The 15,919-nt window shown below is 40.3% G+C and carries 16 protein-coding genes; 14 read left to right on the forward strand and 2 right to left on the reverse strand.

Annotated features, from left to right (window positions below):
- The 4 genes from E1140_RS15285 to E1140_RS15300 form a co-directional block, all read left to right on the forward strand.
- Positions 1–1,452: M20/M25/M40 family metallo-hydrolase (locus tag E1140_RS15285; protein ID WP_221412707.1), on the forward strand; the 1,452-nt coding region annotated here is incomplete at its 5' end.
- 1 nt (position 1,453) lies between these two features.
- A complete protein-coding gene (locus E1140_RS15290; RefSeq protein WP_155185711.1) occupies positions 1,454–2,293 on the forward strand; it encodes a tetratricopeptide repeat protein in 840 nt (279 codons plus the stop codon).
- Between the two features lie 216 nt (positions 2,294–2,509).
- The gene (locus E1140_RS15295) at positions 2,510–2,848 is read left to right on the forward strand and encodes a VOC family protein (protein WP_343034257.1); all 339 of its coding nucleotides are present in this window, start codon (positions 2,510–2,512) and stop codon (positions 2,846–2,848) included.
- Positions 2,849–2,920: 72 nt separating this feature from the next.
- A complete protein-coding gene (locus E1140_RS15300) occupies positions 2,921–3,667 on the forward strand; it encodes a CPBP family intramembrane glutamic endopeptidase (RefSeq protein ID WP_155185714.1) in 747 nt (248 codons plus the stop codon).
- A gap of 194 nt (positions 3,668–3,861) precedes the next feature.
- Here E1140_RS15300 and E1140_RS15305 read toward each other — a convergent pair whose 3' ends face one another.
- Entirely contained in the window at positions 3,862–5,352 is a 1,491-nt protein-coding gene (locus E1140_RS15305; protein ID WP_155185717.1) for an MBL fold metallo-hydrolase, read from the reverse strand.
- Between the two features lie 186 nt (positions 5,353–5,538).
- On the opposite strand from E1140_RS15305, the gene E1140_RS22040 reads away from it, so the two are divergent.
- Both E1140_RS22040 and E1140_RS15315 read left to right on the forward strand, forming a co-directional pair.
- On the forward strand, positions 5,539–6,561 hold the full coding sequence (locus E1140_RS22040; protein WP_155185720.1) for a histidine kinase: 1,023 nt from the start codon (positions 5,539–5,541) through the stop codon (positions 6,559–6,561).
- Positions 6,558–7,271, forward strand: a complete 714-nt coding sequence (locus E1140_RS15315; RefSeq protein ID WP_155185723.1) for a LytR/AlgR family response regulator transcription factor — start codon at positions 6,558–6,560, stop codon at positions 7,269–7,271. Before E1140_RS22040 ends, E1140_RS15315 begins: the two co-directional genes overlap by 4 nt.
- Before the next feature lie 8 nt (positions 7,272–7,279).
- Here E1140_RS15315 and E1140_RS15320 read toward each other — a convergent pair whose 3' ends face one another.
- Positions 7,280–8,197 (reverse strand): DMT family transporter, encoded by a 918-nt coding sequence (locus E1140_RS15320; RefSeq protein WP_155185726.1) that lies wholly within the window; start codon positions 8,195–8,197, stop codon positions 7,280–7,282.
- Positions 8,198–8,467: 270 nt separating this feature from the next.
- On the opposite strand from E1140_RS15320, the gene E1140_RS15325 reads away from it, so the two are divergent.
- The 8 genes from E1140_RS15325 to E1140_RS15360 all read left to right on the forward strand — a co-directional run bounded on the left by E1140_RS15325 (position 8,468) and on the right by E1140_RS15360 (position 15,862).
- The gene (locus tag E1140_RS15325; protein ID WP_155185729.1) at positions 8,468–9,370 is read left to right on the forward strand and encodes a LysR family transcriptional regulator; all 903 of its coding nucleotides are present in this window, start codon (positions 8,468–8,470) and stop codon (positions 9,368–9,370) included.
- A gap of 246 nt (positions 9,371–9,616) precedes the next feature.
- Positions 9,617–10,669 carry a proline iminopeptidase-family hydrolase gene (locus tag E1140_RS15330; protein WP_155185732.1) on the forward strand — a complete coding sequence of 351 codons (1,053 nt, stop codon included), beginning with the start codon at positions 9,617–9,619 and terminating at the stop codon, positions 10,667–10,669.
- A complete protein-coding gene (locus E1140_RS15335; protein ID WP_155185734.1) occupies positions 10,662–11,939 on the forward strand; it encodes a glycoside hydrolase family 5 protein in 1,278 nt (425 codons plus the stop codon). The genes E1140_RS15330 and E1140_RS15335 overlap by 8 nt, the downstream gene beginning before the upstream one ends.
- A 15-nt stretch (positions 11,940–11,954) precedes the next feature.
- Positions 11,955–12,281, forward strand: coding sequence for a TfoX/Sxy family protein (locus E1140_RS15340; RefSeq protein WP_155185737.1), 327 nt, complete (start codon positions 11,955–11,957; stop codon positions 12,279–12,281).
- Between the two features lie 117 nt (positions 12,282–12,398).
- On the forward strand, positions 12,399–14,138 hold the full coding sequence (locus E1140_RS15345) for a glycoside hydrolase family 13 protein (RefSeq protein ID WP_221412708.1): 1,740 nt from the start codon (positions 12,399–12,401) through the stop codon (positions 14,136–14,138).
- Between the two features lie 94 nt (positions 14,139–14,232).
- A complete protein-coding gene (locus tag E1140_RS15350) occupies positions 14,233–14,469 on the forward strand; it encodes a thioredoxin family protein (protein WP_155185740.1) in 237 nt (78 codons plus the stop codon).
- Positions 14,470–14,475: 6 nt separating this feature from the next.
- Entirely contained in the window at positions 14,476–15,453 is a 978-nt protein-coding gene (locus E1140_RS15355) for a permease (RefSeq protein ID WP_155185743.1), read from the forward strand.
- A gap of 22 nt (positions 15,454–15,475) precedes the next feature.
- Complete coding sequence (locus tag E1140_RS15360) at positions 15,476–15,862, forward strand: STAS/SEC14 domain-containing protein (RefSeq protein WP_155185746.1); 387 nt, start codon at positions 15,476–15,478, stop codon at positions 15,860–15,862.
- The last annotated feature ends 57 nt before the right edge of the window (positions 15,863–15,919 follow it).

Here is a 15,919-nt window from a genome sequence, read left to right on the forward strand (position 1 = left end):
CTGACCGAAGAAAAACTGGATGCAATGGCTGCCAAATATGCACAGCAGTCCTTCCCCATGCTCAAAGAGCTGCTGAGCATTCCTAATGATGCCGTTTATTCTAAAGACATAGAAAAGAACATCCAATGGTGTGAAAAAGCCTTTGGAGATAGAAAGTTCACTACCACCAGAATTGAGACTTCTACCGTGCCTCTCCTACTGGCAGAACGCAAAGTAAAGAAGCCTAAAAACACGGTGCTCATCTATTTGCAGATTGATGGGCAGCCTGTGGATACTTCAAGGTGGTTTCAGCAAGACCCGTACATTCCTGCCTTAAAAATGAAAAATGCTAAAGGCGAATGGGAAGAAATGGACTGGAGTAAAATCGAGAATTATGATGATGACTGGCGGGTATTTGCCAGATCAACTTCTGATGCTAAAGGTCCTGCGGCCATGTTTTTAGCAGCTATTGATGCTATTGATGATAATAAAATCAGCCCGAATTTTGACATCAAAGTTATTCTTGATTTTGAAGAAGAATTGGGATCGCCAAGGTTGCCTCAAGCAGTAATTGATAACAAGGAACTATTGAAATCAGACATGCTGGTAATCTTTGACGGGCCAATGCACATCACTAACAAACCAACATTAGTGTTTGGTGCGCGAGGTATTGCTACCATCCAGCTGACTACCTACGGACCGATAGCACCGCAACACAGCGGGCATTATGGTAATTATGCGCCAAATCCCGCTTTCAGACTGTCACAGATTTTGGCTTCTATGAAAGATGATGATGGCAGAGTGACCATACCAGGTTATTATGATGGTATCACCATTGATGCAGAAACAGAGAAGATATTAAGAGCAGTACCAGATGATGAAAAGGAAATTCAGGACAGGCTGCAGATAGGAAGTACGGACAAAGTAGGTCGCTTTTACCAGGAGGCTATACAGTATCCTTCTTTAAATATAAGAGGTATGCAGTCGGGATGGATCAATGAAAAAGCCAGAACCATAGTACCTGACTGGGCACGAGCTGAACTTGATTTAAGATTGGTGCTGGAGTCTGACCCGCAAAGACTAGTGAGTCTTGTGAAAAAACATATTGAAGGCCTTGGGTATTATGTCACCAAAGACACCCCAACCAAAGCAGAAAGAATGAGCCATGAAAAAGTGGCCTCGTTTACTTATGAGATCTCTTACCAGTCTTTCAGAACGGATTATAACACAGACATCGGCATCTGGCTAAAAGAGTCGTTGAAAAATGCATATGGTACCGACCCGATTATGGAAAGAATGGCCGGTGGCTCCATCCCTATCTCTCCGTTTGTGACCACTTTGGACATTCCTGCGGTATCAGTACCTACAGTAAACAGGGACAACAACCAGCACAGTCCGAATGAGAACATCAGGCTTGGGAATTATAGAGATGGTATTAAAACGATGATTGCTATTTTGGGGCAGAAGTTATAGGATGAAAAACGTCTTCAAGATTCTTTGCTTAATTATAGGCGCACTTTTCACTTCTTGTGATCAAAATAAGGCAAATGCAACCTTAGATTATTCTACCAAAAGCGACTCTGCTCTATACTCTTACAACTTGGGTTGGAAGCAGATCATGGATGAAGGCTACTATTCTAAAGCAGAGAAATCCTATAGAAGAGCACTGGAGTATGATCCCAATTTCTTGGTTGGTCAAAGTGTACTCGCCAGGTTAACACGAGATCTGGATGAGCGCCTGGCATTATATGAGAACCTGGAGGCCAATAAGAGTAACATTACCGGTGATGAACGATTGATTTTAGATGTTTACTTAGCACTAACTCATTTCACAAATGTTAGAGAACAAAACCCGGATAAAGCAAAAAAAGTAATTGCTGATGTGTTGCAGCTGGCATATGACAACTTTAAAATTATAGTCCATAAATACCCTGATCAAACATATCTTAAGGCTGAGTATATAGAAATTCTTCATTCGCTTTATGGGCCTCAAGCATCGCTTGATTCATTAAATGCCCTGACCTCTAACCAACAAAAAGACAACCCTTTTCTTCTTGGTTATTCAGCAACCATCAATGCTGAGTTAGAAAATTTTGATGTTGCGCTTCAGCAAGCCGAACAGTTAGAATCACTGATGAAAAATCAATCTGTGCCCAAGCCCTCGGTAGTTTATGCGGACATTTATTTTAGAATGGATAGCCTCATGCTGGCAAAAAAGCATATTGACTTTGCCTATGCTTTGGATTCCTTAAATGTAGATGCTGGCAGGCTAAAAGTTAAAATTGATCAGGAGCTAGCTGACAGAGGAATGTAAATAGTCTAATATCAAAGTTTATTTTAACAATTATTGATATGGTATCAAGTTGATACTAAAATGGAGCAGCAGCTTAAAGTTTGCCTTTAATAGTTAATCATAATCGTGTATTTTTATAAGATGCAGAATGAATTATTTGAAATAGTCTAACAACACTAGGTTGGTTAGGCGTAGGCACCAAAAGAGCACTGCACTTTAAATTAAAATAATAGAAATATGAAATTAGGCGCATTTTCAGTAAGCCTTAGTGTAAAAGACATTAACGCTTCAAAACAATTTTATGAGAAACTCGGATTTACACAGTTTGCCGGTGATATCGAGAAAAACTATCTCATCATGAAAAATGGAGATTCATTAATTGGTTTATTTCAAGGGATGTTTGAAAACAATATTTTAACATTCAACCCAGGATGGGATGCAAATGCAAACAAGCTTGAAGATTTTGATGATGTAAGGGTAATACAAAAAACCTTAAAGGATAATAATATAGATTTAAAGGGTGAAGCGGACCTGCAAGTATTACAATGCTCGACCCAGATGGTAATGCCATTTTGATTGACCAGCATGTTTAATAATATTGAGAAAAGGTTTGTCGTCAACTAATCTTGAAATACTCTTGAGCTAAAAATGATCACCCCCCAACTCAACTCCTACTGGCAACGATTTTTCAAGTTTGACTGGAAATTTGGGCTCTTTCTTATTCTGCTGGTCTGTATTCCGCGCTTTGTTTTAGTGTTGCTGGCCAATCAAACCGGCAACTATGCCGCTATTGGCACTGTCATGCTTATCTCAGCGGCTATTCCGTTTATCTTTTTAAGCAGAAAAAGTCTGAGCGGCATAGGCATTTGTGGTACTAAAAAGTTTAAAGCGCTGCTTATTGCTCTTGTTGCAGGCATTGCGTTAAGCCTCCTCCTCTACTTTATCGGTGCTACTTTGTTTGGCAACACCTACCAAAACTGGTATGTGTACATTGGTAAGTCGTATAACATTCCTGAGGTACTCTCCCCCGAAGCCAAATTGACCTTATTCATTCCAATGGCCATTATGGGTATGCTTTTTAGTCCTATTGGCGAGGAGCTGTACTTCCGCGGTATTGTGCATGGCAGCTTTGCTCAGTCTTTAGGAGATAAAAAGGCCTCTTATGTAGATAGTGCTGCTTTTGCCATCACGCACATTGCCCACTTTGGTTTGGTATTCGTTAACGGCACGTGGGATTTTTACTTCCTTCCCACCCTGCTGTGGGTGGCAGGCATGTTTTTCACCAGTGTGATCTTTTTCAAAATGAAGCAGCTCAGCGGCTCACTATTAGGCGCGATATTATGCCACGCAGGCTTTAATCTGGGAATGATTTATAGTATTTTTTATCTGCTGTAAAGTAATAAAAGCGCTCATTTTACTTTTCAAAACACAAGTTATAAATCAAAGAATCCCGGCTATTCCAGATTTGCAATCTACCCTTGAGTAAGTCATCCCGCCAGGGATCTTTTCCATAACTTCTGATCAGGAGACTTCTCATCCGATAGCTATCGGATCGTTCCTCCTGCGAAGCGAGGTGACTTTCATTATTATCATTTCTCAAAACCCTTCAAAAAATCAAGCACCTCTTTATAAGGAATAGGCGAAGTGTGGAAGGCAAACACCGTCTCCACATCCAGTTTATATTTATCAACTGCTGATTTTACTTCAGTCAAATATTGTGGTGAAAAGAATTCCTTATTTCTTCCTGTGTACTGCACCAGATCACTGGCATAAAGCACTTTAGTTTTAGGGAAGTACAGCATGATCATGCGCTCACCACCCTCGCCATTCACAGGTACCACTTTCACCGGATTGGTCTTATCCTTTATTTCTATAGGCTCATTGATCAGGTTAAATTTTGGTTTTGGTCTCGACTTCTCATACGCATCGGGCATCATAGAATAATCAGCAGCCAAAAGCTGTTTAATCAATGGTTCGTTAAGTCTGTGTGTGTAAATAGGAATGTTACGCGCAGCATATGCCCTGGCACCTCCAATATGTGGCCATGCGTCAGAGGTTACAAACACAGCTTTTATGGGTTTATTAGGGTACTTCTTCTCCAGAAAAGCAATATGCCGCTCGCTGTAGCCAGAAGTAATAGGACTTTCAATTACCAAAATACCATCTTCCTGCACAGCATGCGCCACATACCACGAACCAGGGATAGTATAAACGTCCTCACCAACTGTCTGTTTATTCTCTGTGACCAATGGCATATCCTTTACCAGCGTAGGCTCAGGTACGGCAGCAGCCTCTTCAGGAACCGTAAACAAATCAGGAGCAACATCTGGGTTAAAATCAATATCATAAATGGTCACTGATCTGAAAGGTTTACCGAGCTTATAAACGTCCCACTGAGCCGGGTAACGCACCTTGGCAGGATATAACCACTGCAAGGAGTACTTTATGGTAGTCATAAATTTACCCCATGGATAATTGAATAGGTCGTAAGGGGTAAAAGTTTCAATATCTGCCTGATAAAGCAAATGTGTATTCCTATTAATATAAAGTGTGTGCTTCAAATCATTTTTCACATAACTCACCACCCAGTGTTCAGTGCCTTCCAAAACCTTATCCTGTTCCTTCTTAACCGGATATTTGAGAGCATCCAAAACCAACTTTTCCGGAGCATAGCGCATCCACTCATCATGCACCTGTCGGTAGCCCGAAGGCATGGCCATTACTCTTTCACCAAATTTCAGCATTCCTTTGTCCCCATTGATCATCATCTCCATCTTCATTTCATCTTTAGATTGGAACATTCTGGAGGCTTCCTTTCTGCTTAGCTGATCTTTCCAAACCCCACGTGTTTCATCTACCACTTCATAAGATGTTATATAAGGGCCATTAGGGTTTTCTGATTGCTCCAGCCAGTACTTATGTCCTGCCATTTTCATATTGATGTATTCAATAGACTTCCACTTGTCAAGACCACCCATGGCCTCTATGGTCTGGTTAATGATCTCCTTTGGCTCCTGAGCAACGGATTTGGCAAAAACCATGGTCAGGATAATGACGGCTATGTATCTGGTATTTCTCATACTTCAAATAAAGCGCCTCTGGCATTTTTTAGCAGATATATTAGACAGACCACGGTTTATAATCTGCAAGTCATGCCTTCTGTGCGACATGACCGGGTTGTCGATCAAAAAACAGATTATGTCGATTATTCAGTTAAAGCAGACCAATAAGCGGGTTTAATCTAAGAGACTCCTTATTTTTAGCCTGTGAAATTTTCCTTTCTACGCAACCGGATCTTCTGGCTGAACTTCAGCTTTTGGGCACTGTTCTTCAGCTATAAAATCTATGATTTCACGGCTTTTATGGACTTCAAGGTGGCCTTTCTTAGGATTACCGTCCCCATGTTCTTTCATATCATCCTGAGCTATACGCACTATTTCTTCATCTTGCCAGACCTGCTCAGAACTAAAAGACTAAAAAGGTATCTAATCAAACTGGTGATGGCCATTGCGGTAGTTATGTTTTTTCAAGTGATTACTGAAAATGCTACACTTTCAAGTCTCGGCACATCAAACTATTTTGAGACTTTTGGCTGGATCAGATTTGTAAGTACCCTGTGGGATGAAATGAGCTTCATGATTTTTACCGGGATGATCAAATTTGCCGTGGACTGGTTTGAGATGGAGAACAAAAAGAAGACACTGGAAAATGAAAAATTGGCCGTAGAACTCAAATACTTAAAATCGCAAATCAATCCGCATTTCCTGTTCAATACACTACACAACCTCAACTACCTCACACAGATAAAGAGTGATCAGGCATCAGAAGTTATTGTAATGCTTTCCAATATCATGCGTTATATGATTTATGATTCCAATAAACCCAGCGTGACATTGCGAAAAGAGATAGATTATATTCAGGATTATCTTGCACTGGAAGCTATTAGGCTCAATAATAAGTTTGACCTTAAATTTGATGTGACAGAGGCCAATGACCAATTGGAAATTGCCCCGCTCATATTTATCCCCTTTGTTGAAAATGCTTTTAAGCATGGCATCAGCGATAAGGATGAAAAAAGCTGGATTGATATCAGGCTTTCAACAAAAGAAAATATCATGTATTTAGTTGTTGAAAATAGTATCGGAGAAAAGGTTGATATGGAGTCATCCGGTGTTGGACTAGAAAATGTTAAGAAGCGATTGGCACTGGGATATCCGGGTAAATACACCCTGGATATTGATGAAAGTGAAAAAAAATATCATGTATCACTTACCCTTGACTTAGCATGACATTAAGGTGTGTAATTATAGAAGATGAGCCGATGGCCAGAAAGCTTTTGCTGGATTACTGCAGTCGGGTGTCAGAAATTGAAGTGGTAAAAGAATTTACCAACGGGCTAGATGCCCTACCCTACCTCAACAATAACCCGATTGATCTGCTTTTTATTGATATAAAAATGCCCGGCATAACAGGTGTCGACCTTGTGAAGACCTTACAGAACAAGCCTAAAATAATATTTACCACGGCCTTTGCCGAATATGCCGTTGATGGTTTTGAACTTGATGCAACTGATTACCTTCTCAAGCCATTCAATTTTCCCAGGTTCATAAAAGCAGTTAATAAGGTTCTCTCTCACACTCAGGCCAGTCAACCAAATACAGATGGCAATAAAAATACTGGTGGAGATTATATCTTTATTAAAGATGGTAGAGACATGGTCAAGGTTCCTTTGGCGGAGATCCTTTATATCAAAGGACAAAAAGACTATGTGAAATTCACCCTCAGGAACAGGAAAATTATGAGCCTAATGAACATGAAGGACCTCGAGAATAGCCTTGCTGAAAAAGGCTTTTTGCGTATTCATCAATCCTTCATTATTAACACTGCTCAAATTGAAGTAGTCTCCAACAATTCACTAAAAATCAACGGAGAGTTTTTACCTATCAGCCAGACTTACAAACAAGGATTTAAAAAGTTCTTAGACAAACATCAACATTAGGTAGCAGCTCAACGAGCCACTACCTGATCTTCTGCTATTTTGGATTTCGAAAATTTCAATTTGATATTAACGATCAATATTCCTGTCAGGATCAGCAGCATTCCTAAAACCATAGCACTGGTGATCACTTCATCTAAAAAAATGGCTCCCAGGGCAATTCCGAAGATGGGCACAATGTAAGTCACCAATGAAACAAAAGATGCTGCAGTCCTTTCTATAAGATAAAAATAGAGTACAAAAGCCACAGCCGTCCCGAAAAAGCTTAACAAAAATATGGATAGCCAGGCAGGTCCACCTATTTGCGAAAAAACAGTTCGCGTATCAAAAATAAAAGCCAGTGGCACCAGATACACTGAACTCGCTAGCAACTGCCCTGCCGGTGCATGCATAGGTTTGGCTTTACTTAAATGCTTCCTCGAGTATATTAATCCAATGGCATAACTGACTGCTCCAAAGGTTACTGCAACTATTCCTAAAAAAGCTGAATCAAAGCCATTGCTCAACTTAGGAAGGCTCAGCACTACCAAACCCGCAAAACCAAGCGCAACGCCTATTAGTTTTTTGGCAGATAGTCTTTCTGCCGATATGGTGAAATGAGCCAGCAATACCGTACTCAATGGCGTGAGTCCATTAAGAATTGAAGCCAAACCACTGTCAATGTATTGTTCACCCCAGTTGAATAACATGAAAGGCAGAGCCTGAGCAAAGAAACCGGCCAGCGCCACATGCTTCCAAAAGGTTATATCTGTCGGAAGCTTTACCTTACGCATCAACAAAAAGACATTCAAAAATAACGCGGCAAAGCCAATGCGCATGGCGGCCATCATAATAGGCGATATCTCCACCACAGCAATTTTTATAAACAGAAATGACGGTCCCCAAAGTGCGGCCAGTAGTATTAACAAAAAGTAGTTCTTTAATTTCATAGGCGTTATTTTGTAAAAGCTGCCAACCCGATATTGTGGCCGTTGGATGGTTTTAGATACTGTAAAATTTTAGAAGGTCCTGGGCTAACCGAGAGGCGGTTGGCTCTTGCTTCTTTAGATTTAGAAACTAGTAAATCGAAAGGGTGTAATGTTTGAGATTTCATAATGTTAGTTGATTTGGTTATGCCGAATGTAACGGTTCGAAAAATTTGACGTTCTATTAATTGGATGAATTTATTTTGTTAAATTCATGAATAAAACTAATACTAGATGGAGATACGTCACCTCAAGCTTGTAAAAGAAGTAGCCTCAAAAGGCAGCCTTACAAAGGCCATGAATGCACTTTTTCTTTCTCAATCAGCTTTAAGCCATCAATTGAAGGAAATTGAAACTCAACTTGGCGCACCACTTTTTCATAGAATCAACAAACGACTGTTGCTCACCGGAGCGGGTAAAATCGTGCTCGAATCTGCTGAAAAAATTTTATGTGAGCTGGAGCAAACAGAACTTTCTGTCAAGAAATATGTGAGTGGGGACACCGGAACCATCAGACTGACCACCCAATGCTATACCACCTATCACTGGTTGCCATCGCTGATGATAGACTTCAATAAGGAGTTTCCAAAGATCGAAATTGAGATCTATCCGGATGATACTGATCATACTGAAAAACTGCTACTCAATGGTAAAATTGATCTCGCTATTGTGAGTGAAAAGAGGAATTACCCAAACCTGAGGTACTATGACCTTTTTGAAGATGAAATGGTTGCCATTGTACCTGCATTTCACAAGCTTGCCAAAAAAAAGCACCTCAATGCCAAAGACTTTGCTGATGAAACGCTGATCATTCACTCCTATCCTTTAGAGTCAGTAGAGGTAATAAGAAGTGTATTGATGCCTGCTGGTGTTCAGCCAAAGAAAGTGATGTCTATACAGGTAACTGAAGCAGTAATAGAAATGGTAAAAGCCGGATTAGGCATAAAAGTGATGGCACAATGGATGGCCACACCTTACCTAAAAGACCGATCTCTAAACGCTATCCCTATTACCAAAAAAGGTTTATTTAGAAACTGGTATGCTGTTATGTTTGATAAACAGGACTCTCAACAGTACCTCTTGAATTTTATTGACCATCTGAAATGCAACATTGCCGGTATATGTGAAGTGAAATAAAGGTTACTCCTTGTCTTTACCCATTAACTTGTTTTTGATATAAATCAATCCAGTCACTACGAAGACTAGAACAGCGGCATATATGATTATATCGGTCATTGCACTTGATTGGTATTGTTCAACTAAAGATAATTATTAAAATTAAATAGTTGGTATTGGTAAGGGCGGACAACCGCTTTCAAAAAATCATATTTGCAATTGTAGGTTTAAGTTAATTACTTACTAATTCATACATCAACTTAAACCATGAAACTTCAATTTTACACCTTGCTGATAGTTGTGGCAATATTTCAGAGCTGCAACAACACCCCTAAAGAGACTGCCACTGAAGCAGAACCTCAAAGTAATTATTTTGACTATTCTGGCTATGACGATAAGCTGAGTGGGGGTGTTAAAATGATTCCCATAAAAACGCCTGCTGGTGAATTTAAGGTATGGACTAAGCGAGTAGGTAATAACCCAACAAAAAAGGTATTGCTACTACATGGAGGCCCTGGAGCTACGCATGAATATTTTGAATGCTTTGATTCTTACTTCCCTAAAGAGGAAATACAATATTACTATTATGACCAGCTAGAGTCATTTTATAGCGATAAACCTAACGACAGCAGCCTTTGGACCATTGAAAGATTTGTTGCTGAAGTGGAGCAGGTGAGAGTGGCTTTGGGGCTCGATGCTTCTAATTTCTACTTATTGGGTCACTCGTGGGGCGGTATCTTAGGATTGGAATATGCTTTAAAGCATCAGGATAAAATGAAGGCATTGATCATTTCTAATATGGTAGCTTCCATTCCTGAATATATGAAATATGCCAACGAGGTACTCGGTCCTCAACTTGATCCAGAAGTGCTAAAAGAAATAAAGGCATTTGAGGAAGCAGGAGATTATACCAACCCGAGATATACAGAGCTTATCTACACGCATTACTATCCAGAGCATGTGCTTCGTATGCCTTTGGAGCAATGGCCTGATCCTGTAAACAGGGCATTATCAAACATCAATTATGATATGTACCTGGCCATGCAGGGCCCTAGCGAATTTGGTGTAGTTGGAGATGCCTTATTAAAAGACTGGGACAGAAGTAAAGATTTGGGGCAAGTGACTATTCCTACCCTAACCATTGGTGGAGAACACGATACTATGGATCCAAAATATATGGAATGGATGGCTACCCAGTTCCCTCAGGGAAGTTACCTGTACTGTTCAAAAGGTAGTCACTGGTCTATGTATGACGATCAGGAAACCTACTTCAAAGGAGTTATAGATTTCATCAATAAAGTAGACTCAAAAAATGAATAAAAACCTAAGCACCACAGGTGCTGCTACAATTTTTCTGTTAATTCTATTATCAGCTTGTGGTAATCCGGAACCCGCCAAGGAAGAAGTAGAACAACCTGCCCAAAAACTTTATGACAAGTCGGTAAGCTTTGTCAAAACCAAAGGCAAGGAATTGGTCAATGAGCAAGGCGAGGCCATTATTTTGAAAGGCACTAACCTGGGCAACTGGCTGGTGCCCGAAGGCTATATGTTTAAAATGGAGCAGGTAAATGCACCTCGTAAAATTGATGAATTGCTTTATGAGTTGATTGGCCCTGATAGCCTCACAGTATTTTGGGATGGATTTCTAGAGAATTACATCACTCAGGAAGACATCAAATACCTCAAGCGCATTGGTGCCAACCATATCAGGTTGCCATTCCATTATAAACTGTTTACTGAAGACCTGTACATGGGCAAGCGCAATGCCGGCTTCACCTATTTTGACCGGGTGATAGAATGGTGCCGGCAGGAAAAATTATATGTGTTATTAGATATGCACTGCGCCCCGGGTGGACAAACTGGGGATAATATTGATGACAGCTATGGCTACCCTTACCTACTCAAAAGCAAATCATCACAAGACCTGATGACTGACATTTGGGTAAAGATAGCCGAGCGGTATGTGGGTGACCCGATTATTATAGGTTATGATCTGGTTAATGAGCCAGTGGCGCATTATTTTCAGGACGAACTGCCCGTTTTAAATCCAGCATTATTTAATCTTTACAAACGCATCACTTCTGAGATCAGGAAAGTAGATAAGGATCACACCATCTTCCTTAACGGCTCTATATGGGCAGGAAATTTTGATGTCTTTGAATCCATTTTTGATGACAATGTGGTTTATGAATTTCACAAATACTGGTTTGAAGTTAATCAGGAGTCAGTACAGACTTATCTCGATTTTAGTGCAAAGCATAATGTGCCAATCTACATCGGTGAGACTGGCGAGAACTCAGATGAATGGGTAAATGACTTCAGAACACTACTGGATGAAAACAAGATCAGCTGGGCATTTTGGCCATATAAGAAAATGAACAACACCGCTGGCATAATGAACTTCGAACAGCCTGAAGATTATCATTTGATTACCGAATATGCCAAAAGCGACCGATCATCTTATGCTAAGATGCGGGAAAACAGACCCGATGTAGGCAAAGTGCAAAAGGCCCTGAATGAGTTTCTGGAGAACTCATTATACAAAAACAACTTTCAGAATGAAGGATATATTAAGGGGTTAGGGTTTTAAGGTGGAGAAATAGAAATGGCTTCGAACCAGGAACTTGTCGATTTTATAGCAGACCAAATTAAAAATGCCGGTGAGATAACCACCCGCAAGATGTTTGGCGACTATGGCATTTTCAGCAATAAAAAGATCTTTGGGCTCATCTGTGACAACAAGCTTTTTATAAAACCTACAGAATCTGGGAGAGCTTATATCAAAGATGTTGTAGAAGCTCAGCCCTATCCAGGAGCCAAAAACAGTTTTCTGATTGAAGATAAAATAGAGGACAGCGAATGGCTTAGCGAGTTGGTGCGCATCACACTCAAAGAACTTCCAAATCCCAAGCCTAAGAAAAAGAAGAAATAGTATAGCGCACCTCGTAAACAAACCTAACCGTACCCCAATCAACTATTATTCTTCCTTACTTTTCTGCAAGCTACTTAAACTGTATATTAAACAACAGAATGCAAAAAACCTGAACTTATGAAAGCCTCTATTATTACCATATTATGCCTATTTATACTTATAGGCTGTACCAGCGAAAAGCCTAAAGAAGAAACTACCACCCCAATGGCTACCAACTCCGACTGGTGGAAAGAAGGCACACTCTATCAGATCTATCCACAAAGTTTTAAAGACTCTGATGGTGATGGGTTTGGTGATTTCAGAGGCATCATCGAAGAGTTGGATTATCTTGAGAGTTTGGGAATAACTGCAGTATGGATGAATCCCTTCTTCGAATCTCCGATGGTAGATAACGGCTATGATGTGGCGGACTATAGGGCCATTAACCCACGCTATGGCACCATGGCTGACTTTGAAGAAATGCTCAATGGCATGCGAGATCGTGGTATTAAATTCGTACTCGATGTAGTGGTAAACCATAGTAGTGACCAACACATGTGGTTTCAGGAAGCAAGGAAATCAAGAGATAGCCAGTACCGTGATTATTATCACTGGTGGCCTGCAGAAAAAGGCGAGCCTCCATACCGATTCAGCCTTTTCGATCCTGAAGGCGGATGGGATTATGTAGAAGAAACGGATTCTTACTACCTCCATACTTTTGCTGAACAACAGCCTGATTTGAATTGGGAAAACCCAAAACTCCGTCAGGAAGTGTATGACATCATGAAATTCTGGGCAGAAAAAGGGGTCAATGGCTTTAGAATGGATGCCTTTCAATTTGCCAGCAAAGACATCACTTATCCTGAGTTTCCAGAGGGTTATGAAAAAGATTTCATCAAATATCATGGCCTAAGACCTGCCCTGCATGACTACTTAAAAGAAATGTATAAAGAGGTTATGGAGCCTTATGATGTGTTTGCCGTTGCAGAAGGATCAGGAAGTACGCTTCAGGATGCACATGATCTGGTAGATGCTGACAGAAAAGAACTTCAGGTAGCTTATCATTTTGAATATGTGGACATGGCGCGTACTCCGGCTGGTTACGAGCTTTCACAGTTTAAGAAGGTATTCAGTAAGTGGGACAGTGCCTTTGCAGAGAATGGTTGGGTAGCCATCTTTTTGTCGAACCATGATAACGCTAGACTGGTCAACCGATTTGGCAATCCCAGTCCCGAATTCAGAACCGTGTCCACACAAATGCTCAACACTTTTCTCCTAAGTATGAGAGGTACACCCTACACGTATTATGGTGATGAGCTGGGCATGACCAACATTGATATGCCTACCATTGAAGAATATGTTGATATAGATGCGATTGGGAAGTACAAAAGTGCAATGGCTAAAGGGGAAGACATGAAGGAGTTTATGAAAGTGCTCAACTATAGCTCAAGGGAAAATGCAAGAACGCCAATGCAGTGGGATAGCACAACAAATGCTGGTTTCACCACAGGCAAGCCCTGGAAAAAAGTGAATCCTAATTACAAAGAATTGAATGTGGCCGCCCAGGATGCCGACCCAAATAGTGTGCTTAATCACTTCAGAAAAATGGCACACCTTCGAAAAGGCAATCTGGTATTAGTCTATGGTGCCTATGACATAATTCTTGACGATCATGAACAGATACATGCCTATACCAGAATTCAGGGAGATGAAAAGTTACTTGTATTATTAAATTTCTCTGATTCTGATGCTACTGCGAATCTGCCTGAAGGACTAATGCCCGGTGAAATATTAATCAATAATTATGCTTCAAGCCCTGTGGATGGAGATGCCGTTACTCTGAAGCCATATCAAGCAGTTATTTTGAAAATAAATTAGTTTCCTGCCAAAAAGAATAAATAAGGCTGACAATCATCATATTCCCTGTCATAGTGTGAGTGTAACTTTATGAGATACTTAAAACAGGGAAATCATGTCAAAAAACATCAAAATTTTAGGCAGTGGATGCTCCAGATGTCAAACGCTTACCGGTTTAGTAAAAGAAGTAGTTTCTGAAAACCACATTGACGCCACAATTGAAAAGGTGGAAGACATTCAGGAGATCATGAAATACAATGTAATGGCTACTCCCGCATTGGTCGTAGATAATGAGATTAAAACCAAAGGTAGAATTCCTTCAAAAGAAGAAATATTAGCTCACCTAAACTAACTGATCATGTTTGATTGGTTGCAAAACATTGCCGACTGGCTGGTCTATGACCTCTTTAATTTAAATAGAGGCCAGCATTTAGCCGAAGCGCTGAACTTCTTTATTTATGACGCAGTCAAGATCTTAATTCTACTAATAGCGGTCATCTTCCTTATGGGAATTGTCAATAGTTACTTCCCTATTGACCGCGTCAAAAATTACCTGTCGAGAAATAAACTTTATGGATTTGAATATCTAATAGCCAGCATATTTGGTGTAGTTACCCCATTCTGCTCCTGCTCATCTGTACCACTTTTTATAGGATTTGTCAAAGGCGGTATTCCTCTGGGAGTCACCTTCGCTTTCCTTATCACGTCACCACTGGTAAATGAAGTAGCTATAGGTTTGTTTGTTGGGTTATTTGGTATCAAGACCACTGTTATCTACATTATCAGTGGCATATTATTGGGCACCATATCGGGCATTATACTTCAAAAACTCAAATTAGAAAACTTGTTAACACCTTGGGTAAAAGAGGTGTTGGCTAATGCACAAAGAGAGCAAGACCAATTTAAAAATGAGCAGCCCAGCCTCACGCAGCGTTTACCCTTGATTTGGAGCGAGGTAGTCACAATTTTGAAAGGAATTGTACCCTATGTGATCATTGGCATTGCAATCGGTGGGTTGATGCATGGATACATTCCAGAAGGCTTCTTTGAGAAGTATATGAGTAAAGAAAATCTACTGGCGGTTCCGATGGCCACTATACTGGCCATACCTATGTACTCCAATGCTGCAGGCATACTTCCAGTCGTGCAGGTGCTGGTGGCCAAAGGCATACCTTTGGGCACCGCCATTGCCTTTATGATGGGTGTAGTAGGACTGTCATTGCCAGAAGCCATGCTGCTAAAAAAAGTAATGACCATGAAATTGATAGCCACCTTTTTTGGTGTGGTAGCCGTTTGCATCATCATTTCAGGGTACTTGTTTAATGTAATATTATAGTAACGCTTAAAATAAAAAAGTCATGATAGAACAAATTGAAACCTTTGAAGGAAACTCACTGGCCATAGAAGTAATAGATGGCTTCAGTGAAACAGATGAAAAACTAGCTCAAAAATTTTTCAATAAGAAGATTGAAGCTGGTTATGACCATGTAAATGTATTGGTAAAATTGGATGAAATGAAAATTAGTCACACTAGCGTGAAGGCTTTCATGGAAGACATGATCTGGGTAATTAGAAATTTCAAACACCTTGGAAATCTTGCCATTGTTGCTCATTCCAATATTCTAAAAGCGATGGTACCTATTGATAATTTTTTCTTTGAAAGATTGCAAAAAGGGTATGAAGAAAGATATTTTGACATCTCGCAAATGGATAAGGCTATGGAGTTCATCAAACCCAGTAGCTAAGAGCGGCATCTAATTCAATGACACGATAGCATGTTACCAGAGGATGAAACATTCTCT

It is taken from the genome of Fulvivirga lutimaris, from assembly GCF_009711525.1.
GTDB classification, from domain to species: domain Bacteria; phylum Bacteroidota; class Bacteroidia; order Cytophagales; family Cyclobacteriaceae; genus Fulvivirga; species Fulvivirga lutimaris.

Bases quoted from the DNA above. Each gene is read 5' to 3' on its own strand.
- E1140_RS15290 (WP_155185711.1), top strand. From the start codon at position 1,454: ATGAAAAACGTCTTCAAGATTCTTTGCTTAATTATAGGCGCACTTTTC.
- E1140_RS15295 (WP_343034257.1), top strand. From the start codon at position 2,510: ATGAAATTAGGCGCATTTTCAGTAAGCCTTAGTGTAAAAGACATTAAC.
- E1140_RS15300 (WP_155185714.1), top strand. From the start codon at position 2,921: ATGATCACCCCCCAACTCAACTCCTACTGGCAACGATTTTTCAAGTTT.
- E1140_RS15305 (WP_155185717.1), bottom strand. From the start codon at position 5,352: ATGAGAAATACCAGATACATAGCCGTCATTATCCTGACCATGGTTTTT.
- E1140_RS15315 (WP_155185723.1), top strand. From the start codon at position 6,558: ATGACATTAAGGTGTGTAATTATAGAAGATGAGCCGATGGCCAGAAAG.
- E1140_RS15320 (WP_155185726.1), bottom strand. From the start codon at position 8,197: ATGAAATTAAAGAACTACTTTTTGTTAATACTACTGGCCGCACTTTGG.
- E1140_RS15325 (WP_155185729.1), top strand. From the start codon at position 8,468: ATGGAGATACGTCACCTCAAGCTTGTAAAAGAAGTAGCCTCAAAAGGC.
- E1140_RS15330 (WP_155185732.1), top strand. From the start codon at position 9,617: ATGAAACTTCAATTTTACACCTTGCTGATAGTTGTGGCAATATTTCAG.
- E1140_RS15335 (WP_155185734.1), top strand. From the start codon at position 10,662: ATGAATAAAAACCTAAGCACCACAGGTGCTGCTACAATTTTTCTGTTA.
- E1140_RS15340 (WP_155185737.1), top strand. From the start codon at position 11,955: ATGGCTTCGAACCAGGAACTTGTCGATTTTATAGCAGACCAAATTAAA.
- E1140_RS15345 (WP_221412708.1), top strand. From the start codon at position 12,399: ATGAAAGCCTCTATTATTACCATATTATGCCTATTTATACTTATAGGC.
- E1140_RS15350 (WP_155185740.1), top strand. From the start codon at position 14,233: ATGTCAAAAAACATCAAAATTTTAGGCAGTGGATGCTCCAGATGTCAA.
- E1140_RS15355 (WP_155185743.1), top strand. From the start codon at position 14,476: ATGTTTGATTGGTTGCAAAACATTGCCGACTGGCTGGTCTATGACCTC.
- E1140_RS15360 (WP_155185746.1), top strand. From the start codon at position 15,476: ATGATAGAACAAATTGAAACCTTTGAAGGAAACTCACTGGCCATAGAA.